This is a genomic window from Nocardia sp. CDC153, from assembly GCF_035818515.1.
In the GTDB taxonomy this organism is placed as follows: Bacteria; Actinomycetota; Actinomycetes; order Mycobacteriales; family Mycobacteriaceae; genus Nocardia.
Window position 1 is genome coordinate 872,076 of the sequence record NZ_JAYKYU010000002.1, and the last position, 21,279, is coordinate 893,354.

21 protein-coding genes are annotated in these 21,279 nt (G+C 68.6%); 12 read left to right on the top strand and 9 right to left on the bottom strand.

Annotation, left to right across the window (positions count from 1 at the left end; translation table 11 throughout):
- Positions 1–86: 86 nt before the first annotated feature.
- A complete protein-coding gene (locus VMT65_RS12525; RefSeq protein WP_326308290.1) occupies positions 87–566 on the top strand; it encodes a hypothetical protein in 480 nt (159 codons plus the stop codon).
- A 38-nt stretch (positions 567–604) separates the two neighbouring features.
- Here VMT65_RS12525 and VMT65_RS12530 read toward each other — a convergent pair whose 3' ends face one another.
- Together VMT65_RS12530 and dxs are read right to left on the bottom strand one after the other, a co-directional pair.
- Complete coding sequence (locus tag VMT65_RS12530; RefSeq protein WP_326308292.1) at positions 605–1,408, bottom strand: enoyl-CoA hydratase; 804 nt, start codon at positions 1,406–1,408, stop codon at positions 605–607.
- 115 nt (positions 1,409–1,523) lie between these two features.
- Positions 1,524–3,467 (bottom strand): 1-deoxy-D-xylulose-5-phosphate synthase, encoded by a 1,944-nt coding sequence (gene dxs, locus VMT65_RS12535; protein WP_326308294.1) that lies wholly within the window; start codon positions 3,465–3,467, stop codon positions 1,524–1,526.
- A 144-nt stretch (positions 3,468–3,611) separates the two neighbouring features.
- On the opposite strand from dxs, the gene glsA reads away from it, so the two are divergent.
- Entirely contained in the window at positions 3,612–5,447 is a 1,836-nt protein-coding gene (glsA, locus tag VMT65_RS12540; protein ID WP_326308295.1) for a glutaminase A, read from the top strand.
- An 8-nt stretch (positions 5,448–5,455) separates the two neighbouring features.
- Here glsA and VMT65_RS12545 read toward each other — a convergent pair whose 3' ends face one another.
- On the bottom strand, positions 5,456–6,955 hold the full coding sequence (locus VMT65_RS12545; protein WP_326308296.1) for a UbiD family decarboxylase: 1,500 nt from the start codon (positions 6,953–6,955) through the stop codon (positions 5,456–5,458).
- Between the two features lie 15 nt (positions 6,956–6,970).
- Positions 6,971–7,537, bottom strand: coding sequence for a UbiX family flavin prenyltransferase (locus VMT65_RS12550; RefSeq protein WP_326308297.1), 567 nt, complete (start codon positions 7,535–7,537; stop codon positions 6,971–6,973).
- A gap of 64 nt (positions 7,538–7,601) precedes the next feature.
- On the opposite strand from VMT65_RS12550, the gene VMT65_RS12555 reads away from it, so the two are divergent.
- From VMT65_RS12555 to VMT65_RS12575, 5 genes are all read left to right on the top strand, one after another.
- Positions 7,602–8,528: a LysR family transcriptional regulator gene (locus VMT65_RS12555; protein ID WP_326308298.1), complete on the top strand. Its 927-nt coding sequence runs from the start codon at positions 7,602–7,604 to the stop codon at positions 8,526–8,528.
- Positions 8,529–8,620: 92 nt separating this feature from the next.
- On the top strand, positions 8,621–9,046 hold the full coding sequence (locus VMT65_RS12560) for a DUF1707 SHOCT-like domain-containing protein (RefSeq protein WP_326308299.1): 426 nt from the start codon (positions 8,621–8,623) through the stop codon (positions 9,044–9,046).
- A 9-nt stretch (positions 9,047–9,055) separates the two neighbouring features.
- Positions 9,056–9,238: a hypothetical protein gene (locus tag VMT65_RS12565; RefSeq protein WP_326308301.1), complete on the top strand. Its 183-nt coding sequence runs from the start codon at positions 9,056–9,058 to the stop codon at positions 9,236–9,238.
- Positions 9,239–9,309: 71 nt separating this feature from the next.
- A complete protein-coding gene (locus VMT65_RS12570; protein ID WP_326308302.1) occupies positions 9,310–10,365 on the top strand; it encodes a hypothetical protein in 1,056 nt (351 codons plus the stop codon).
- A gap of 42 nt (positions 10,366–10,407) precedes the next feature.
- The gene (locus VMT65_RS12575) at positions 10,408–10,755 is read left to right on the top strand and encodes a hypothetical protein (RefSeq protein WP_326308303.1); all 348 of its coding nucleotides are present in this window, start codon (positions 10,408–10,410) and stop codon (positions 10,753–10,755) included.
- Between the two features lies 1 nt (position 10,756).
- Here VMT65_RS12575 and VMT65_RS12580 read toward each other — a convergent pair whose 3' ends face one another.
- On the bottom strand, positions 10,757–11,368 hold the full coding sequence (locus VMT65_RS12580) for a DedA family protein (RefSeq protein WP_326308304.1): 612 nt from the start codon (positions 11,366–11,368) through the stop codon (positions 10,757–10,759).
- A 109-nt stretch (positions 11,369–11,477) separates the two neighbouring features.
- On the opposite strand from VMT65_RS12580, the gene VMT65_RS12585 reads away from it, so the two are divergent.
- The 3 genes from VMT65_RS12585 to VMT65_RS12595 are packed head-to-tail and all read left to right on the top strand — an operon-like array spanning position 11,478 to position 14,006.
- On the top strand, positions 11,478–12,053 hold the full coding sequence (locus VMT65_RS12585; RefSeq protein WP_326308306.1) for a TetR family transcriptional regulator: 576 nt from the start codon (positions 11,478–11,480) through the stop codon (positions 12,051–12,053).
- Positions 12,050–13,264: an NADH:flavin oxidoreductase gene (locus VMT65_RS12590; RefSeq protein WP_326308307.1), complete on the top strand. Its 1,215-nt coding sequence runs from the start codon at positions 12,050–12,052 to the stop codon at positions 13,262–13,264. The genes VMT65_RS12585 and VMT65_RS12590 overlap by 4 nt, the downstream gene beginning before the upstream one ends.
- A 7-nt stretch (positions 13,265–13,271) precedes the next feature.
- A complete protein-coding gene (locus VMT65_RS12595; RefSeq protein WP_326308308.1) occupies positions 13,272–14,006 on the top strand; it encodes an SDR family oxidoreductase in 735 nt (244 codons plus the stop codon).
- 11 nt (positions 14,007–14,017) lie between these two features.
- On the opposite strand, the gene VMT65_RS12600 is transcribed toward VMT65_RS12595, so the two are convergent.
- Complete coding sequence (locus VMT65_RS12600) at positions 14,018–15,229, bottom strand: pyridoxal phosphate-dependent aminotransferase (RefSeq protein WP_326308310.1); 1,212 nt, start codon at positions 15,227–15,229, stop codon at positions 14,018–14,020.
- A gap of 93 nt (positions 15,230–15,322) precedes the next feature.
- On the opposite strand from VMT65_RS12600, the gene VMT65_RS12605 reads away from it, so the two are divergent.
- Positions 15,323–15,892 (top strand): winged helix-turn-helix transcriptional regulator, encoded by a 570-nt coding sequence (locus VMT65_RS12605; protein ID WP_326308311.1) that lies wholly within the window; start codon positions 15,323–15,325, stop codon positions 15,890–15,892.
- 78 nt (positions 15,893–15,970) lie between these two features.
- On the top strand, positions 15,971–16,654 hold the full coding sequence (locus tag VMT65_RS12610) for an SIMPL domain-containing protein (RefSeq protein WP_326308312.1): 684 nt from the start codon (positions 15,971–15,973) through the stop codon (positions 16,652–16,654).
- A 116-nt stretch (positions 16,655–16,770) separates the two neighbouring features.
- On the opposite strand, the gene VMT65_RS12615 is transcribed toward VMT65_RS12610, so the two are convergent.
- The 3 genes from VMT65_RS12615 to VMT65_RS12625 form a co-directional block, all read right to left on the bottom strand.
- Positions 16,771–17,580: a hypothetical protein gene (locus tag VMT65_RS12615; RefSeq protein ID WP_326308313.1), complete on the bottom strand. Its 810-nt coding sequence runs from the start codon at positions 17,578–17,580 to the stop codon at positions 16,771–16,773.
- Positions 17,581–17,709: 129 nt separating this feature from the next.
- On the bottom strand, positions 17,710–19,230 hold the full coding sequence (locus VMT65_RS12620; protein WP_442790244.1) for a class I SAM-dependent RNA methyltransferase: 1,521 nt from the start codon (positions 19,228–19,230) through the stop codon (positions 17,710–17,712).
- Positions 19,224–21,215: an APC family permease gene (locus VMT65_RS12625; RefSeq protein ID WP_326308315.1), complete on the bottom strand. Its 1,992-nt coding sequence runs from the start codon at positions 21,213–21,215 to the stop codon at positions 19,224–19,226. Before VMT65_RS12625 ends, VMT65_RS12620 begins: the two co-directional genes overlap by 7 nt.
- Between the last annotated feature and the right edge of the window lie 64 nt (positions 21,216–21,279).

Genomic DNA, 21,279 nt, shown 5'->3' on the forward strand with positions numbered 1-21,279 from the left:
CACTTTTTTGAAGCGGGCTCATTTCACAGTGCGCGGACGTTAGATTCTGTCGACCCGAACCAAGGGGTCCGAACAGGAGTCCACACATGCCCACCACCCGCCACATCGCCTGGGCCGCAACGCTTGTCAGCGTCGCCGGAACCCTCACCGCCCTGTCCACGAGCCTCGCCAGCGCCGGCATCCACGGCATCGAAGTGGAGCAATGCGGCTCGGACGGCAGGACCTGCGTAACACCCACGACCATCGTTGTCGGACAAAGCTATTGGGTCCAAGCGCCCTACGACGGCGTCAGCATCAGCGGACCCACCAGCAGCTTCTACGACAACGGCGCCTGCATCGGCGGTGGCGGTTACTCCGTCACCTGGGTCCCGCTCACCGCGGGCACCCACACCCTGACCACCCGCACCAGTAGCGGCCTGTTCGGCCAGTCCACCACGACGGACACCTACACGGTGACCGTCGTCCCCGCACCCGCCGGAGCCCCGATCGCACAGCAGCCCCAACAGGGCGGCTGCGGTGGCGGCGGCAGCCTCGGAAACCTGCTCCCCGGCAGCTCAGGCTTCTGATCGCGGTGGGCGTCCCGCATTCCCGGGGACGCCCGCCATCAGTCCTGGAAGTGGGGTGGGCGGCGGTCGCGGCGGGCGCGGATGGCCTCGTCGAAGTTGTCGGTGGTGAGGCGGACGTAGAGCTGGGCCAGGCCCTCGTTCTGCATGTGGGATTCGAAGGAGCCGGCTTCCAGGCCGTTCCAGAGGAGGCGCTTGGTGAGTTCGACGCCCACTCGGGACCAGCGGATGATCTGGTCGGCGGTGTCGTAGGCGGATTCGAGGAGTTTGTCGGCGGGGACGACGCGGGAGACGATGCCGATGCGTTCGGCCTCGGCGGCGTCGACGTCGCGGCCGGTGAGCATGATCTCGAAGGCGCGGGTGGAGCCGATGGCGCGCGGGAGGGTGTAGCTGATGCCGAGTTCGGCGGAGGTGAGGCCGTTGTTGATGCCCGCGGCGCGGAAATAGGCGGCCTCCGAGGCGATTCGGATATCGGTGCCCATGGCCAGGCAGAAGCCGCCGCCGATGGCCGCGCCGTTGATGGCGCTGATCACCGGCTGATGCATGCGCTTGATGGTGAGCATGACATTGTCGAGCAGCGTCATGGAGCGGCGCGCGATGCTGGTGCGCGTCAAGCCCTCCACCCCCGGCACCTTCCCGGCGTGCTGAAGATCCGCGCCCGAGCAGAATCCGTGCCCGGCCCCGGTGAGCACCACCACCCGCACCTCGTTGTCGGCCGCCACCTCCTCGAGGGTCTCGCGCAGCGGCACCATGACGTCGAACGCCATGGCGTTCATCCGTTCCGGCCGGTTCAAGGTGACCAGCGCGATCTGGGGACGCGGCTTCTCGACGAGCACAAACGACATCCGAACTCCTGCTCCGAAAACTGTAACCTGTTTCAGAATCTACGCGAGGGGTCCGGGTACGCATAGAAGAACGGACCCGCGATCCGGAGATCGCGGGTCCGTCGGTATCGAGCCGTTATTCGGCGGCCGGAAGCAGAGCGTCCTGGATATCGGAGCCCGAGGTGTCGGCGGCGCCGAGCCAGACGTGGACGCGCTGGGCGACCTCGCCGGGGGTGAGGCCGAGCTCCTGGTGGATCTTGGCGCGCGCGGCGTGATCCAGGAACTGTTGCGGCACACCGAGATCGCGGGTCGGCACGTCGACGCCCGAGCTGCGGAGTCGGGCGGAGACGGTGGACCCGATGCCGCCGTGCAGGCCGCTGTCCTCGAGCGTGACCACCAGGCGATGGTTCCCGGCCATCTTCACCACCGCGTCCGACACCGGGAGCACCCAGCGCGGATCGACCACGGTCACCGAAACCCCTTCGGCCTCCAGCAGATCCGCGACCTTCAACGCGAGCTCGGCGAACGGCCCGACCGCGATCAGCAGGACATCGGCGTGCACCGAATAGGACGCGTCCTTGGTGGCGGGCAGGCGCAGCACATCCACGCCCTCGAAGCGCTCCACCGCCGGAATCTCCTCGATGGCAGCGCCCTTCGGGAACCGGATGGCAGTGGGCCCGTCGCTCACGTGCAGGGCCTCGTCCAATTCCTCACGCAGCGTGGCCGCGTCCCGCGGGGCGGCGACCCGCATGCCCGGGACGATGCCCAGCACCGACAGATCCCACATGCCGTTGTGCGACGCGCCGTCGTCGCCGGTGATGCCCGCGCGATCCAGCACCAGCGTGACCGGCAGCTTGAGCAGCGCGACATCCATGAGCAGCTGATCGAAGGCCCGATTCAGGAACGTCGAGTAGATGGCGACCACCGGGTGCAGCCCGCCCAGCGCCATACCGGCCGCCGAGGTCATGGCGTGCTGTTCGGCGATGCCGACGTCGAACATGCGGTCCGGGAAGCGATTTCCGAACGGGGTCAGACCGGTCGGCCCCGGCATGGCGGCGGTGATCGCCACGATGTCGTCGCGCCGCTCGGCCTGCGCGATGAGCTCCTTGGAGAACACCGAGGTCCAGCTCGGCGCGGACGAACCACCCAGCGGCTCACCGGTTTCCGGGTCGATCTGATTGATGGCGTGCATCTGATCGGCCACGTGATCCTCGGCCGGTTTGTACCCGCGACCCTTCTGCGTCACCGCGTGCACGATGACCGGACCGCCGAAGTCCTTGGCGCGCCGCAGCGCCGCCTCCAACTGCACCGGATCGTGGCCGTCGACCGGGCCCACGTATTTCAGCCCGAGATCGCTGAACAGCTCCTGCGGCGCGACCGCGTCCTTGATGCCGGTCTTGATGGCGTGCAGCATCGAATACGCCGAATCCCCCACGCGCGGAATGCTCTGCACGATCCGCTTGGTGGCGTCGAGCGCGTGCTCGTAGGCGGGCTGGGTGCGCAAACCGGCCAGCCGCTCGGCGAGCCCGCCGATGGTCGGCGCGTACGAGCGCCCATTGTCGTTGACCACCACGATGACCGAGCGATCCTGCCCCGCGGCGATATTGTTCAACGCCTCCCAGCACATGCCGCCGGTCAGCGCGCCGTCACCGACGACCGCGACCACGTGCCGCTTCTGCCGGGTCAGCCCGAATGCCTTGGCCAGCCCGTCGGCATAGGACAGCGACGCCGAGGCGTGCGAGGACTCCACCCAGTCGTGGGCGCTCTCGGCCCGGCACGGATAACCCGACAGGCCGCCCTCCTTGCGCAGCGTGTCGAACCCGTCCTTGCGGCCGGTGAGGATCTTGTGCACGTAAGCCTGATGCCCGGTATCGAAGATGATCGGGTCGGCAGGCGAGTCGAAGACCCGGTGCAACGCGATGGTCAGCTCCACGACCCCGAGGTTCGGCCCCAGGTGCCCGCCGGTAACGGCGACCTTCCGCACCAGGAACTCGCGAATCTCCTCCGCCAGCTCGTGTAGCTCCGGTACCGACAGCCGACGCAGATCCTCGGGCGTGTCGACCCGGGAAAGCACTCCCACGGCTATTGCTCCCTCCGGATGTCTCCTGTGATTGCAACAGTCTACGGAGGCGTTTTCGGCCCCCGACGCCAGGAACATTCGTCACCTGCGACATCCCCGGCGGATGTGAAGCTCAACACACGTTACGCCGGTTACAGTGGCTCGGTGGTCCCCTCCGGCGGCGTCGTGGCCCGCATCGTCGACGAAGTCTACGAGTTGTGCCGGGCCGACACGTCGGGAACGCTCGCCGACTACATTCCCGAACTCGCGGCGGTGCAACCCGATTCGTTCGGCATCTGCCTGGCTACCGCGGACGGGCGGGTGTACGGGAGCGGAGATCTGGACACCGCCTTCACGATTCAATCGATCTCCAAACCGTTCACCTACGCGCTGGCCCTGGCCGATCGGGGGCCCGCGGCGGTGGCGGAACGGATCGACGTGGAGCCGTCCGGGGAGCCGTTCAACGAAATCAGTCTGGACCCCAAGACGCAGCGGCCGCGCAATCCGATGATCAACGCCGGGGCGATCGCGGCGGCCTCGTTGGTAAAGGGCACCGATGCGGCCGACCGGTTCGCCCGAATTCGGCGGAGCTACAGCCGATTCGCCGGGCGTGAGCTGAGCCTGAACGAGGCGGTCTACGCCTCCGAGGCGCGCACCGGGTATCGCAATCGGGCCATCGGGTTGCTGCTGCGTGGCGCGGGCATCATCGACATCGATCCGGACGAGGCGGTGGACCGCTACTTCCGGCAGTGCTCGATCGACGTCACCTGCCGCGATCTGGCGATGATGGCCGCGACCCTGGCCAACAATGGCGTGAATCCGCTGACCCGCGAACGCGCGCTGACCCGGCCGCTGGTCGAACAGGTGCTCTCGGTCATGACCACCTGCGGCATGTACGACTCGGCGGGCGACTGGGTGACCACCGTCGGGCTGCCCGCGAAAAGCGGTGTGGGCGGCGGGATCCTGGCCGTGCTGCCCGGACAGATCGGCATCGCCGTGTACTCGCCGCGCCTGGATCCGCACGGCAGCAGCGTGCGCGGCGTCAAGGCCTGCCGCGAACTCTCCGACCGCCTGGGCCTGCACTTCCTGCACGTGACCCGCGCCGCCCACACCGCGATCCGCGCCGCCTACTCCGTCGCCGAGGCCCCCTCACGCCTGCGCCGCGACACCGACGAACTCGCGGTCCTGCACGAATACGGCGACCGCGCCCGCATCTTCGAACTCCACGGCGACCTGCTCTTCGCCGGTGCCGAATCGACCGTCCGCACCGTCGAGGAGACGGCGGGGATGCTGGAGGCGCTGGTGCTGGATCTGCGCGAGGTCGGGGACGTGAGTCCGATCGCGATCCGGATGCTCAACGATCTCGAGGCGGAGTTGGCCGCGGCGGGTTGCCGGGTGGCCCTGGTCGATCCGGACGCCAAGCTCGGCCACCAGTTCTCGAGCCTGGTCCCCGACGATCCGCGCGGCCGCGTCTTCATCGACCGCGACTCCGCCACCGAATGGTGCGAACAACTCATCCTCGACCGGCACCGCCCACCCGGCCAGGAATGCCCCGCCGCCCTCACCATCGACGAACACCCGGCCCTGGCCGAGATGCCCGACGACGAACGCGCCCGCCTGGCAAAGGAATTCGAGACCCGCACGATCGCCCGCGGCGAACTCATCGTCCCCCGCGACAGCCCCCGCTGCGGCCTGTTCCTCATCCTCGACGGCCGCGTCCGCTTCACCTTCACCGACCGCGACAACCGTCGCCACCGCCTGATCACCCTCACCCCGGGCATGTCCTTCGGCGAAACCTCCATGCTCGCCGACCTGCCCTACGCCAACGACGTCTACGCCGAAACCACGGTCCGCCTGGCCGTCCTGCCCCCGGTGAAATTCGACGAGCTCACCAGCCAGGCCCCCGAAATCAAACTCGCCCTCCTGGAGCGCCTGGCTGCCGCCGCCTACACCCAGGCCGATGCCGCCATCCGCGCGGTCGCGGCGCACGGCGGCATCTGACCCGAGCCTCAGTTGTAGCCGTAGTCCCGCCACCGCTCGAGGACCCGCCGCTGGATGTCGGCGGGCCAGCCGTTTTCGAAGCTGCCCTTCACCGGGCGCTGCGATTCGTCGAACAGGTCGGCCAGCAGGCAGTTGTAGATGACCTTGCCCGCGCGGTAAGAGTGCTGCTCCACCTCGGAGAGGTAGACCGAGAGCGCGGCGGTCAGTTCGGCGGGGAAGTGGACTTCGCCGTGTTCGGGGTGCGCGCGGGTGGCGAAGGCCCACACGATCTCGTTCACATTCGTGATATCGATGTCGTCCTCGACCAGCAGCACCTTGGGGACGCCGAATCCGGCCTTGCCCGCGAAGACGATCTCGCCGACCTGCCGCGCGAACTCTCCGGAGGAGACCGGAAGCTTGTCGTGCCAATCGGAATCGGCGGCGACGATCAGCCAGTGCAGCGCCGATTCGTAGGAGAACCAGGTCGAGGCGATGGGGAGTCCGGCCTCGCGCAACTGGTACAGGATTTCGGCGGCGTGCATGGTGCCGGTGGCGGTGTGGTCCTCCTCGACCGGCGGCCCGGCGGCGACCACGGGCAGGATCGCGCCGTCGCGGTAGGTGATCGCGGAGACGTGGAAGACCGGCTTTTCCGAGGCCTCGACCGCGTTGTAGCCGGGGTACTCGTTCATCGGGCCCTCCATCACCGTCTCGTCGAAGGCGATGTGGCCCTCGATGACGATCTCGGCGGTGGCGGGCACCAGCAGGTCCACGGTTTCGGCGGGCACCACCTCGATGCCCTCCCCGAAAAGCGCGCCCAGGAAATGGGATTCGTCCGCGCCTTCCGGCAAGGGCATCGCGCCGACGAATGGCAGACCCGGCTCGACGCCCAGGGCGAGCGCGATCGGCATGGGCTTGCCCTGTTCGGCCCACTTCGCGCGGATGATGCCCAGGTGCTGCGGCCCGGGAATGAGGCAGGCCAAGGTATTCCGGCTCGCGATCATCATGCGGTTGATCGACCAGTTGGTCCAGGAGCCGTCGGGGGTCTTGGCGATGTTCATGCCGTAGGTCTGGATGTAGCGGCCGCCGTCATTGCCGTGAATGAGCGGGGTCGGGAAGGCCAGCAGGTCGATATCGTCGCCACGCACGATGTTCTGCTTACAGGGCGCGGTCTCGGCCGGGACCTGCACCGGGGGAATGCCGGGCTTGCGGCGGGCTTCGACGATCGCCTCGATGATGTCCTGCCCGGGCGCATCCGCGGACAGGCCGAGCGCCAAGGCGATGCGCGCCAGCGGATGCGCGGAGCCCGAGAGTCCGCCCGGCGCGCCCAGCACGCGAAAACCGCTGCCCCGGTAGTCGGTGATATTGGTGAACAGCGGGGCCGGGGCCCGCAGGTCGTAGGAGCGGCGAATGATCGCGCCGATCTCCAGATTCCAGTCGACCTCGGTGTCGATTCGCTGGATCTCGCCGATCTCGGCGAGGGCGTCGATGAACTCGCGCAGGCTCTTCACATGGGCCACAGGTTCTTTCACTTTCCTTCGGTCGGTCTACTCGCCCCAGCGGGGCAGTTCGGGCACCTCGATGCCCAGCAGGTCCAGGGCGCGCCCGGCGGTGTGGTCGACGATGTCCGACGCTGATTCCGGGTTCAGGTAGAAGGCGGGCACCGGCGGCATGACGATGCCGCCCATCTCGGTGACCGCGGTCATGGCGCGCAAATGCGCCAGGGTGAGCGGGGTTTCGCGGACCATGAGCACCAGTCGGCGGCGCTCCTTGAGGGTCACGTCGGCGGCGCGGGTGAGCAGGTTGTCGTTGTTGGCGTACGCGACCGCCGACAGGGTGCGGATCGAGCAGGGGGCCACGATCATTCCCGCGGTCCGGAACGACCCCGAGGCGATGGCCGCGCCGATATCGGCGGGCCGGTAGGTCACATCCGCCATCGCCGCCAGATCCGCGGCGCTCAGCTCGGTTTCGTAGGCGCGGGTCTGCTGCCCGGCCGGGGTCACCACCAGATGCGTCTGCACCCCGGCCTTGCGGGCCAGTTCCAACACCCGCATCCCGTAGGCGATTCCGGTCGCCCCGCTGATCCCGACCACCAAACGCCGCACATCACTCACGGATTCAGCATCGAATATCCGCCGGATGGCCATCAACGGCGAAATCCGGGAAGATCGATAAGCAATGCTGATCGAAGACCCTGCTCGCGCGACTCGCGTCGACCCCACCGAATTGGAAGCCTTCGTGGTGCTGGCCGAGGAGCTGCACTTCGGGCGCACCGCGGCCCGTCTGGGTTTGTCGCAACCCCGGGTGAGCCAGTTGATCCGGAGCCTGGAGCGGCGCATCGGCCGGCGGCTGGTCGAGCGCACCAGTCGCCGGGTCGCGCTCAATCCGCTGGGTGAACACCTGCTGGCGCGGGTCCGGCCCGCCTTCGCCGACCTGCAGCGCGCGCTGACCGAAACCCGCACCGCCGCACGGGGATTGCGCGTCGGATTCCTCGGGCCGTACGGGTCCACCCTGGACGAGGCGCTGACCGTGTTCCGGGCCCGGCACCGGGAATGTCCGGTCACCCGCATTCAGATCGCGTGGACCGATATCTACGGGCCGCTGCGGCGCGGCGAGGTGGACGTGCAGGTCTGCCTGGCCCCGGTCGAACAACCGGATCTGACGGTGGGTCCGGAGCTGGCGGTGTTCCCGCGGCTGGTGGCCATCGCGCGCAGCCATCCGTGGTCGACGCGGGACAGCCTCGACCTCGAAGACCTGGCCGACCTGCGGGTGATCGGGCCGCACCCGGACGTGAGCCCCGAATTCGCGCGCAGCTTCTGGCCGCCCGCCACCACGCCCTCCGGTCGTCCGATTCCGCGGGCCGCGCCCGCCCGCACCGAACCCGAGATGCTCTCGGCCGTCGCCCACAACAACGCGGTCTTCGCGACCACCACCGCCATGCCCAGCTACTTCACCCATCCGGAGGTGGCGTTCGTGCCGCTGACGGGTCTGCCCGCGGCCCGGGCGCTGCTGGTCTGGCGGTCCGACAACGATCATCCGCGAGTGGCCGAATTCGCCGCGCTGGCCGCCGAACACCGCGCGGCACAGCTACGTCAGCGGACGTAGCGCGGATTACGTCCGCGTGTGCAGGCGCGCCGCCGAAAACGCGCCTACGCTGGCGGACAACGAGATTCCTTCCCTCCCATGAGGCGGATGTCATGACCGATTTCGATCCCGCGGTCTACGGACCGCCCGATGTCCGCGTCGGCACCGCGGAACGCGAGCAGGCCGCCGCGGCGCTGGGCGAGCACTTCGCGGCGGGCCGCCTCGACGTCACCGAATACGACGATCGGGTGGGGCGGGCGTACGCCGCCAAGACCGCGGGCGAATTGGCGGCGCTGTTCGGGGACCTACCCCGGCCCCAACCGCCCGCACCGCAGGTCCTCGCCCCGACCCCGGTCCCGGCACCGCGGCGGCCGCTGCCGTACGCGCCGATCGGGGTGGCGGCGTTCCTGGTCTTCGGCATCACCTTCGCGGTGGCGACCCACTTCTTCCCGTTCTTCCTGTTCCCGGTGCTGTTCTTCGCCTTCGTCCGCGGTCGGCGCGGGTTCGGGCCGCGCGGGCCCCGCTACTACCGGATGTAGGGTGGATTCGTGGGTGTCATCGGCGAACTGTTCCCCGGCAAGAAGCTGGAAGACGACGGCAGCGAGAGCGGCGACGGGCAGACGCACCGGCCGCGGCTGGCCATCGATCTGGATGCCGGTGTGATCAAGCTGTCCCCCTCCCCCGCCACCCCGCCCGACCCGGATTCGGAAACTCCCGTCTCGCAGGGCTAGAGCGCACCCGCTAGGGTGGGCCGCGACAGGCCGAGGATTGTCGGCGGGGCCGGGTGCGAGGGCGAAAACACGTGACGGACAACCATGATCAGTGGTCGAATCCCTACGGCTCCGCGAATCCCGGTGTAGCGGGCGGATATCCGCCGCAGGCTCCGTATCAGCGGCCCGCATACCCCGGGCAGGCATGGGGACAGCCAGAACCGGTCCAGCAGGGCTGGGGGCAGCCGGATCCGGGTCAGCCGGGCTGGGGACAGCCCGCGTATCCGCCGATCGACCCGAATCAGCCGCAGGGTTATCAGCAGCCGGGTTATCAGCCGACGCAGCAGTTCTACCCCGGGCAGGTCGACCCGAATTTTCCTGGGCAGCAACCGGTTCCGGGTTACGGCCAGCCGCCCGCGCCGCGCGGACCGAATCGGACATGGTTGATTCTCGGTGCCGTGGCGGCGGTGATCGTGCTGGTCGGCGGTGGCATCGCGGCCTACGCACTCACTCGCGACGATTCCGGTGGAACCTCCGCCGCGCCCACCACGACCGCGGGCGCGGCCCCGACCAGCAAGGGCGGCAGCCCCTCCACGAGCCCCTCGGGTTCCGGCTCACCGAAGCCCGGTTCCCGCACAGTGGTCGCCCCCGTCCTGGGCATCAGTTACGACGTGCCCGCCGGGTGGACCATTTCCGCGCCGACCCAGACCTCCGCACAGTCCGGGGCCGACGGCGCGCTCATCGGATACGCCAGGTCCAGTGAAGGCAACGACTACTGCCCCGGCTCGGCCTTCCGCTCCCTGGCCTTCGTCGCCCAGGTCAGCGACACCGATCTCGCGGCCGCCGCGACGAAGACGGCGAAAATCGCGATCGAAGGCGGCTACGACGACCCGACCGGCGGCAAGCCCGGCGCGCCGACCGCGGTGACCACCGCCAGCGGCATCACCGGGCAGCAGGTCGAGGCGTCGGGTCCGTGGAAGCCGAGTCAGCCCGGCTGCACCACCAACGGGTACTCCGTCTACACCTTCGCCTTCGCCGGTCCCCGCCATGCCACCCTGGTCATGACCATCCTCGCCGACCGCGGCACCACCGGTGAGCTCCCCGCCGACCAGGCCAAGCAGATGATCGCCAGCCTGCGTACCTCCTGAGGCGGCCAATCCCGTGCCGCGGCAGCTCAATAGAATGATCGAATGCCGCTCGTCGAGGTGACCTACAAACCGGAGCTACCCGAGACCGTGCTGCGCGAGCTCGGGGAATGGCTGCCGCACCTGGTGTCCACGGCGGTCGAATGTCCGGAGGAGCCCTACGACGGCGACCTGCAACCCGGTGACGTGGAGATTCGCTTCCGTCCGCTCGGGGAGTTCGATCGCTCCGGCATGGATCTGGTGATCGAGGTGCGGTCGAAGTACTTCGCGTCGCGGGCCGAGAACCGGCAGGAGCGCTGCGATCGACTGCTCGCCGACATCGAGAAGTTCGTGGACGCGAATATCGGTGTCTACCTGACGCTTCCGGTGGCGGCCTGGGCGCAGAGCGAGTAGCTCACTGCTGCCCGGCACTGCGGTGGCGGTGCCATTTCCAGTAGATCAGCGCGAGCACCGCCACGATCGGGACGATGATCATCAGATCGGAGTCGATGCGCTTCAGGATGGCCGTGAAGGACTGGCCGACCAGATATCCGGCGAGCACCAGCACCGATCCCCAGATGATCGCGCCCGCCGCACTGGCCACCACGAAGCGGCCGTACGACATGGGCGACATTCCGACCAACTGCGGCAGCATGGTCCGGAAGAACGTGCTGAACCGACCCACCAGAATCGCCCAGCCGCCGTGGCGCTGCAGGAAATCTCCTGCGCGCGTGAGGTTGTCGCGATAGCGATTGAAGATCGCCCACTGCAGCATTCGGGACCCGTACGCGCGCCCGAGCCAATACCCGATGCTCGCCCCGATGACCGCCGACACGATCACCAGCACCAGCGTGGTGGCGATCCCCAAATGCCCTTGGCTCGCGGCGGCACCCGCGAGAATGGCGGCGGTATCCCCCGGGACCAGCAGCCCGAACACCATGGCCTCCTCGGCGATGACCAGCAGCGCCACCACCACATAGGTCCAGATCGCCGGAAAGCTCAGTACCCGCTGCACGACCTCGTCCATGCGCTGACGCTAACCGGCCACGCCCGCTCGAAGGGGTAGACACACTCCATCTACCACCGTTTTCAATCAATGATTGAAATGGTGTTTGAAACGTGTTTCACTGCTGGGCATGGTTGAGAAGGTGGCGGCCGGGACGCGCGAGCGGTTGCTCGCGGCGGCCGAGAGGCTGCTGTTGACCGAGCCTTATGACGAGGTGTCCGTGCGGGCGGTGTGCGCGGCGGCCGGGGCCAATCCGGCCGCGGTGCACTATCACTTCGGGTCGAAGGAGGCGCTCGTCGGTGCGCTGATCGAGGATCGGCTGGGTCCGTTGTGGGCCGAAGGGCTCGCGGGAGCCACGGGTGGGCGAGATTCGGTGCCCGCTGTGGTGGACACCATTCTCGCGCCCTTCTTGGAGCTGGCCTCGGACCCGTTGGGGCGCTTGCATCTTCGACTGCTGGCCCGCTTCGTGCTCGGACGCCACCTCACCTCGTGGCGCGGGCCCTGGTTCCGCATGGACTCCTGGGCCAAACTGCTGCCCGAACTCGCCCCGGCCGAGGCCAAGCGGCGCTGGATGCTCGCCTTCGACCTGATCATCATGCGGTTCGGCACCCCCGAGATCGAGGAGCACGGGATGCCCGGACCGGCACTGACGGCCCTGCGGGATTTCGTGGTGGCCGGACTCACCGCACCTGGAGAACAACGATGAACGACATCTTCGCACCCGCCAGACTTGGCCCGATCACATTGCGCAACAGGGTGATCAAGGCCGCCACCTTCGAAGGCCGCACCCCGGACGCACTGGTCACCCCCGAGTTGATCGACTTCCATCGCGAGGTCGCGGCGGGCGGCGTCGGCATGACCACGGTGGCCTACTGCGCGGTCGCGCCGGGCGGGCGCACCGACCGGCACCAGATCTGGATGCGCCCGGAAGCCGTTGCGGGACTGCGGGAATTGACCGACGCGGTACACGCCGAGGGCGCGGCGGCCAGCGCGCAGATCGGGCACGCGGGGCCGGTGGCCAATGCCGCCTCCAATCGCGCGCCCGCGCTCGCGCCCAGCAGGCTGTTCAGCCCCTTGAGCATGCAGGCCATGCATGTTCCTGACGACGCCGAGATCCGGGAACTCATTGCGGCACATGCGAAGGCCGCGCTGCTGGCCGAGCAGTCCGGCTTCGACGCGGTGGAAATCCACTTCGGCCACAACTATCTGGTGAGCTCGTTCCTGAGCCCCCTACTCAACCGGCGGCGTGACCGCTGGGGTGGCTCACTGTCCGACCGCGCCCGCCTCGCCCGCGAAATCGCCCGCGCGGTAAGGGAAGCCGTGGGCGACCGTCTCGCGGTGACCGCCAAGCTGAACATGGAGGACGGCCGCCGCGGCGGACTCACCGTCCCCGAGAGCGTGCAGGTCGCCGCCTGGCTCGAAGCGGACGGCGCACTCGATGCCCTCGAATTGACCGCGGGCAGTTCCCTTCTCAACCCCATGCTGCTCTTCCACGGCGAGGCACCCCGCGCCGAATTCGCCAAGGTCCTCCCCACCCCCGCCCGCCTGGGCTTCCACGCCGTCGGCCGCGCCTTCCTGAAGGAATACCCCTACCAGGAGGCCTTCCTCCTCGACCGCGCCCGCCAGTTCCGCCGCGAGCTATCGATGCCCCTGATCCTGCTCGGCGGCATCACCAACCTCGACACCATGACCCTGGCCCGCGCCGAGGGCTTCGACTTCGTAGCCATGGGCCGAGCCCTCCTCCGCGAACCAAACCTCTTGCGCCACATCCAATCCAACCCCACCACCCACTCGGCCTGCATCCACTGCAACAAATGCATGCCCACCATCTACACCCGAACCCGCTGCGTCTACCGCCCCGACCCCACCCCCATCGACCTCGACGGCAACCTCGTCGGCACCCCCACGGAGAAGTGAGAAGCACGTGAGCGGAAGACTCGACGGGCGCGTCGCCCTGATCAGTGGGGCGGCATCCGGCATGGGTGCCTCGCACGCGAGAGCCTTTGTGGCCGAAGGAGCCTCGGTCCTCATCGGCGATATCGCGGACGAGGCGGGAGCCAAGCTCGCGGCCGAACTCGGTGACGCCGCCGCCTTCATCCATCTCGACGTCACCAGCCTCGCCGACTGGCAGGCGGCCGTGGACGCCGCCGTCGACCGTTTCGGGAAGCTCGACGTGCTGGTCAACAATGCGGGGATCCTGGACGGTGGCCCGCTCGGCACCTACACCGAAGAGCAGTGGGAGCGAACGCTTTCCATCAACCTCACCGGCCCGTTCCTCGGCCTCACCGCCGCCCGCGACGCCCTGGTGGCCGCGCGCCCGTCGTCGGTGATCAACATCTCCTCCGCGGCGGGCCTGCAGGGCGTCCCCGGCCTACACGCCTACACCGCCTCGAAATTCGGCGTCCGCGGCCTCACCAAATCCGCCGCCCTGGAACTGGCCCCACACGGCGTCCGCGTGAATTCCGTTCACCCCGGCGGCATCCTGACCCCCATGATCGGCGCGCCCGAGGGCACCACCGTCGACCGCGCCGCGAACACCCTCACCCGCTGCGGCCTACCCGAGGAGGTCACCCCGCTCGTAGTCTTCCTCGCCAGCCACGAATCCACCTACTGCACCGGCGGCGAATACGTGGTCGACGGCGGCATGACAGCGGGCTGACCGCCGAGCGCCTACTGCTTGTAGGTGGCCAGGAAGCGGCCGATGCGTTCGATGATGGCTTCGAGTTCGTCGGCGTGGGGCAGGGTCACGATGCGGAAGTGGTCGGGGCGGGGCCAGTTGAAGCCGGTGCCCTGGACGATGTGGATCTTCTCGCGCAGGAGCAGATCCAGCACGAATTGTTCGTCGTCGTGGATCTTGTACATGTCCAGGTCGATGCGCGGGAACACATACAGCGAGCCCTTCGGCTTCACGCACGAGACGCCCGGGATGGCATTGAGGGTCTCCCACGCGCGGTCGCGCTGCTCGCGCAGGCGGCCGCCGGGCAGGGTGAGGTCGTAGATGCTCTGGTAGCCGCCCAGGGCGGCCTGAATCGCCTGCTGCGCGGGGACATTCGCGCACAGCCGCAGCCCGGCCAGCATGGTCAGGCCCTCGAGATAGTTCTCGGCGTGCTCGGTCGGGCCCGAGACCACCATCCAGCCACCGCGGAAGCCGGCGGCCCGATACGACTTGGAGAGCCCGGAGAAGGTGAGGCACAACAGATCCGGGGCCAGCGAGGCGGTCGCGGTGTGGGTCAGGCCGTCGTAGAGGATCTTGTCGTAGATCTCGTCGGAGAACACCACCAGGTTGTGGCGGCGCGCGATCTCGAGCATCTCCTTCAGCACGTCGGGGGTGTAGACCGCGCCGGTGGGGTTGTTCGGGTTGATGATGACCAGCGCGCGGGTGCGGTCGGTGATCTTGGACTCGATATCGGCCAGATCCGGCATCCAGTCCGCGCCCTCGTCACACAGGTAGTGCACCGGGCGGCCGCCATTGAGCGCGGTGGAGGCGGTCCAGAGCGGGAAATCCGGTGCGGGAACGAGGACTTCGTCGCCGTTCTCCAGCAGCGCCGTCATGGCCATCATGATGAGTTCGGAGACGCCGTTGCCGAGGAAGACCTCCTCGACGTCGACCTCGGTGAGGCCGAGGGTCTGGTAGTACTGCACCACCGCGCGCCGCGCCGAGAGCAGCCCCTTCGAGGTCGAGTAGCCGCTCGAGGCGGGCAGATTGCGCACCATGTCCTGCAGCAGTTCCGCGGGAGCCTCGAAGCCGAAGGGCAGCGGGTTGCCGGTATTGAGCTTCACCACGTGATGCCCCTCCGCCTCCAGCCGCGCGGCGTGCTCGGCGATCGGCCCGCGAATCTCATAGGACACGCCCGCCAGCTTGCTCGACTGCTTCACCTGCATCAACGACCCCTTCTCGGTGTGGTTGCCGCACACTCTACTTGGAATTTCCAAGTTTGCACTTTGTTTTTCCAAGTTCTTGGTTACAGTGGGGTCGTGCCACGCCGAAGCTACGACCACTACTGCACCGTCAGCCGCGCCCTCGACATCGTCGGCGACCGGTGGAGCCTGCTGGTGGTCCGCGAATTGTGTTCGGGCCCGCGCCGATACAGCGATCTGTTCGCCGACCTGCCGGGCATCAGCACCGACGTGCTGGCCGCGCGGCTCAAGGATCTGGAACGTGACGGGATTCTCACCAAGCGCCGCGTCGGGCCGCGCGCGGGGACGGCGCTCTACGAACTCACCGATTCCGGCGCGGCACTGCGCCCGGTGCTGGACTCGCTGTCCGTTTGGGGCAGTACACAACTCGGCGAGCGCCGCGCCACCGACGCCGTGCGCGCGCACTGGTTCGCGCTGCCCCTCGGGCACGCCGTCGCCGCACGGATGTCCAGCGGCACCGCCACGGTTCACATCGGGGACACGGTCTTTCACTACGTGATCACCGAATCCGGCCTCACCCACCACGACGGTCCGGCCGAGCAGCCCGACCTGGTGCTCCGGCTCGATCTGGCCGAGGCCACCGAGATCGCCGCCGGCACCCGCGCGCTCCCCGACCCGGTGGGCTGACCGCGCGGCACGGGCCGAGGGTCGCCGGGCGTCGGTAGCATCGGCTGGGTTGTGCCCATCCGATCCAGGAGGAAGTCCGTGACCAGCGAGAACGCCATCGGCACGATCACGATGATCGGATCCGGTAGTGCCAGTGCCACACCCGACATCATGCGGGTGAACATCTCGGTGGAGACGCGGGCCGACACGGTGGCGGCGGCCTACGCGCGGGCCGGACAGCGGGCCGACGCGGTCATCGGGGCGCTGCGGGCGGACGGGGTGGCGGGGCGCGACATCAATACCAGCGGGCTCACCGTGCGCGCGGACACCGTCTGGACCGACGGGAATCGCGAACAGTTGGTCGGCTACATCGCCGGAACCTCGTTGACGGTCACCCTGCGCGATATCGCCGCGGACAATGGCGAGGCCAAATCCGACGAGACCGGCCCCGCCGCCATCATCGCCCACGCGGTCGACGCCGGTGGCGACGATGTGCGACTCGGCGGCCTCACCCTCGCGGTCGCCGACGAGGAGGCGCTCATGGTCCGCGCCCGCGACGCGGCCTGGGATCACGCCCTCGGCAAGGCCGAACAGTACGTCTACCGCGCAAGCCGCACCCTCGGCCCGGTGGTGGAGATCACCGAGAACATCTCCGGCCCCGCCCCCCAACCCCGAATCGCCTTCGCCGCCAACAAGTCCGGCGGCTACGCCGAATCCATCCCGGTCGAACTCGGCGAAAGCGAACTCTCCACCACCATCCGAGTCACCTGGCAACTCACCTGAGCCGCAGGCCGTAATTCCGGCGCGCTCAGCCACCGTCATTCCGGCGCGCTTTTGGCCGGAATCCACCAGGGGCGGTGTGGATCCCGGCCACAAGCATGCCGGGATGACGGGGTCGCTCAGAGGTCGACGCGGGCCAGGAGGGCGGTGGCGCGGACCTGGGTGAGTTGGATGCGGAAGCGGGTGGCGTCGGGGCGGGTGCGGTGGGGGTGGGGGTCGGAGACGACCATGGTGCGCAGGTCGTGGAGCAGGCGGGTGCCTTCGGTGATGGTGAGGCGGCCGGTGTCGACGAGGTGGCGAACATTGGCGGTGGGGTCGAGGTCGCCGGTGCCGGCGGCGTAGGCGGTGATGTGCTGCAGGGCCGCGCGCAGGCGCTTCTCGCAGGGCTGGAAGCGCTCGCGCTCATAGTGTTTGATCGCCTGGCGCAGGTCGGCCAGGGCCGCCTGTTGGCCGCGCACCTCCAGCTCGGTCGCCAACAGGTCCAGCTGCTCTTCTAGTCGAATCGGCAGGTAGGCGGTGGGTTTCAGGCGGCAGCGCACCCCACCATCCGGGCCGATGGCCCCCGCCCGGTCGATCTTCATCTGATACCCGTCCACCAGCAGCGCCTTGCGCAGGCCCGGCATCCAGCCCGGAAGATGCTTGCGCGCCAACGACTCCCCCTGCAGGAATCGCGCCACCGTCACCTCGACCAGATTCAGCAGCGCGCGATCGGCCTCGGCGTTCCCGCCCAGCGCCGCCTGCCGCGCCCCGAACACCGGCGTCACCAACCGCCCCCAATAGCTGTCGGCGTTCACCCACAGCTCGCCCCGATACTCCGGCCGCTTGAGATCCACCCCCAACAGCAGCGCCTCGACCGAGTGAAACCTCGACTGATCCCCGTAGATCAGCTCGACCACCGACGCCAACGTCGGATCCGACAACGTAGTCACGACCATCCATCTTGGCCCACCGCCAACCCCCTGTCCCCCAACCCATCCCACAGAACAAGATCAGGGAGCTTTCAACGCGGGAAATCGGACAGAATTCCTCGCCGAGAGCTCCCTGATCCGGTGACCGCGTCAGCGCTCCAGGGCCGCGATGCACTCCACGTGATGGGTACCGGGGAAGGCGTCGAAGACGCGCAGCTCCACCGGACGGTAGCTCGCCGCGCGGTACAGGCCGATGTCGCGGGCGAATGCCGCTGGGTCGCAACCGATGTGGATGATCCGGCGCGGGGTGCGCTCGCCAAGGGCGTTGATCATGTCCTTGCCCGCGCCCGCGCGCGGCGGATCCAGCACCACGACATCCGGTGCGACACTCGGCTGTTCGACGATCCAGCGCTCGACCCGCTCCGCCCGCAAATCCACCCACGGCAGATCCCGCAGTGCCGCACGGCCTTCGGTCACCGCGCTGCGCGCGAACTCGACCCCGTGCACCGCCCCGCCATCCCCGACCTGCTCGGCCACCCGGGCGGCGAACACACCCACACCGCAGTACAAATCCCAGGCCAGCGCCCCGGGCGCGGCCTCGGCCCACTCCGCGACCACATCCGAATAGCATTGCGCCGCACCGTAATGCGGCTGCCAGAACCCGGTGGCCGACAACTCCCACCGCCGCCCCGCCACATACTGCACCGCCCGCCCGGTCCCCTCGACCACGCGCTCCTCGCGCACCCCGTGGGCAGCCGCGCGCCGCGCGGCGGTACTGCGCCGATCACCCCCACGCCCACCGGAATCGCGTCCACGCTCCCGCCCAGCACCGCGGCCACGCTGACCTCGTCCCCGGTGACCGACGTCCTCGGCCGCAGCGGGCGCGACCTCGACGATATGCCGCATCCCGTCACCGTCAACGGCCACAACAAGATCGGCCCCGGGCGTCCACATCCGCTCCGCGATCCCATCCATGGCCCCCGCCATCGGCTGCGGGCACCGCAAATCCGCGACCACCTCGGTACTCCGATACCGATGCACCCCGGCCCGCCCGTCGGCATCCACCGCCAACCGCACCCGACTCCGCCACCCGGCGGTATACCCCGCCGCCGAAACCCGGCTCCCCACCGCCACTTCGGCCGCCTCGGCACCGGGCCGGGCGATCAAGCTGCTCGCCAGATGCGTGGCCACGCCGCCGATTCGCCCCGGCGCTGAGCCCGCGGGCATGGCGTCATCGCGCCCGGCGGGGTGTGAGTTCTGTTGGGCCACCACACTGCTCGGGAGGCCGAGCGGGACCGGGATCGGTTCGACGGTGAAGTCGGGTTCCCAGTCGGCGAGGCGGCGGAGTTGGTCGGCGACGACCTGGCGCTTCAGTTCGCGTTGGGCTTCGGGGGTGGCGAAGGTGAAGTCGCAGCAGCCCGCGCCGCCGGGGCCGGAGACCGGGCAGGTCGCCGGGACGCGGTCCGGGGAGGGCTCGAGGATCTCGAGGGCTTCGGCGCGGCAGAAGGAGCCGCCGCGGTCCTCGGTCACCCGGGCGCGGACGAGTTCGCCGGGCAGGCCGTGGCGGACGAACAGCACGCGGCCCTCGTGGCGGGCCACACAGAAGCCGCCGTGGCCGGGCGGGCCGAGGCGGACCTCGAGGATCTGGCCGTACCAGTCGGAGCTCACGATTCGTCACCGAAGCCGCGCCGGACGTAGCCGGGGGCATTGACGACGCGGGCCGCGCGGGCCTTTCCGGCGGAGGAGGACAGCTGCCACGGGACGCTGGTCACCATGACGCCGGGCTCGAACAGCAGGCGGCCCTTGAGCCGCAGCGCACTCTGGTTGTGCAGCAACTGCTCCCACCAGTGGCCGACCACGTATTCGGGGATGAACACGGTCACCACGTCACGCGGCGAGTCCTTGCGCACCCGCTTGACGTAATCCACCACCGGCTTGGTGATCTCGCGATACGGCGATTCGATCACCTTGAGCGGCACCGCGATATCGCTGGTCTCCCACTGGCGCACCAGCGCACGCGTGTCGGGCTCGTCCACGTTCACCGTGATCGCCTCGAGCGTGTCGGGGCGGGTGGCGCGCGCGTAGGCCAGCGCGCGCTTGGTGGGCATGTGCAGCTTGGACACCAGCACGATCGAATGCGTGCGACTGGGCAGTACACCGTCCCAATCGGTCTCGTCGAGTTCCCGCGACACCGTGTCGTAGTGGCGGCGAATGAGTTTCATCAACCCGAAGATGGCCGTCATGGTGACGATCGCGATCCACGCGCCCGCCAGGAACTTGGTCACCAGCACGATGCCGAGCACGGTCGCGGTCATGGTGAGGCCGATGGCGTTGATCACCCGCGAGCGCTTCATGCGCGCCCGATGCGACGGATCGGTCTCGGTGCGCAGCAGGCGCGTCCAATGCCGCAGCATGCCGGTCTGGCTCAGCACGAACGACACGAACACGCCGACGATGTAGAGCTGGATCAGGCGCGTCACCTCCGCGCCGAACAGCACCACGAACGCGATGGCCGCACCGGCCAGGAACAGGATGCCGTTGCTGAACGCCAGCCGATCACCGCGCGTGTGCAGCTGCCGCGGCAGGAAACGATCCTGCGCCAGAATCGAACCCAGCACCGGGAACCCGTTGAACGCGGTATTGGCCGCCAGCACCAGAATCAGCGCGGTCACGATGGTGATGAAGTAGAAGCCCGGCTGGAAGCCGGAGAACACCGCGCCCGCCAACTGCGCGACGAGGGTCTTCTGCTCGTATCCCGCGGGCGCGCCGATCAAATCGGAGGTGTCGTGCGCGTACACGATGCCGACCTTCTGCGTGAGCACGATCATGCCCATGAACAGGGTGATGGCGATCGCACCGAGCAGCAGCAGCGTGGTCGCGGCATTGCGGGACTTGGGTTTGCGGAACGCGGGCACACCATTGCTGATGGCCTCCACACCGGTCAGCGCCGCGCAGCCGGAGGAGAACGCGCGCGCGATCAGGAACACGAACGCCAGCCCGGCCAGATGGTTCTCCTCGGCCTTGAGCCCGAACCCGTAGGACTCCGCGTGCACCGACTGCCCCAGCACGCCGATCCGGGTGAACCCCCAGATCAGCATGATGAACATGCCGATCATGAACGCGTAGGTGGGAATCGCGAAGGCCGTACCGGATTCGCGCACACCACGCAGGTTGATGGCAGTGAGGATCACAATCGCCGACACCGCGAACAACACCTTGTGCGTTGCGACGAACGGCACAGCCGAGCCGATGTTCGAGGCCGCCGACGAAATCGACACCGCCACCGTGAGCACATAGTCCACCAGCAGCGCGCTGCCGACGGTCAATCCCGCGGTGGGCCCGAGGTTCTTGGTCGCCACCTCGTAATCGCCGCCGCCGGACGGATAGGCGTGCACGTTCTGCCGGTAACTGGCCACCACCACCGCCATTACCAGCGCGACCGCCAGGCCGATCCAGGGCGCGTAGGCGTAGGCCGTCAGCCCGGACACCGACAGCACCAGGAAGATCTCCTCCGGCGCGTAAGCCACCGATGACAGGGCGTCCGAGGCGAATACCGGGAGCGCGATTCGCTTGGGCAGCAGCGTGTGCCCGAGCGAATCACTGCGGAAAGGGCGGCCGACCAGCATGCGCTTGGCGGCCGTCGTCAACTTCGACACTCCAGGCAGCATAAGGCAGTGCGCGACCCCCCGCGTCCACCACGCGACCGAGAGGGCGAGCGGT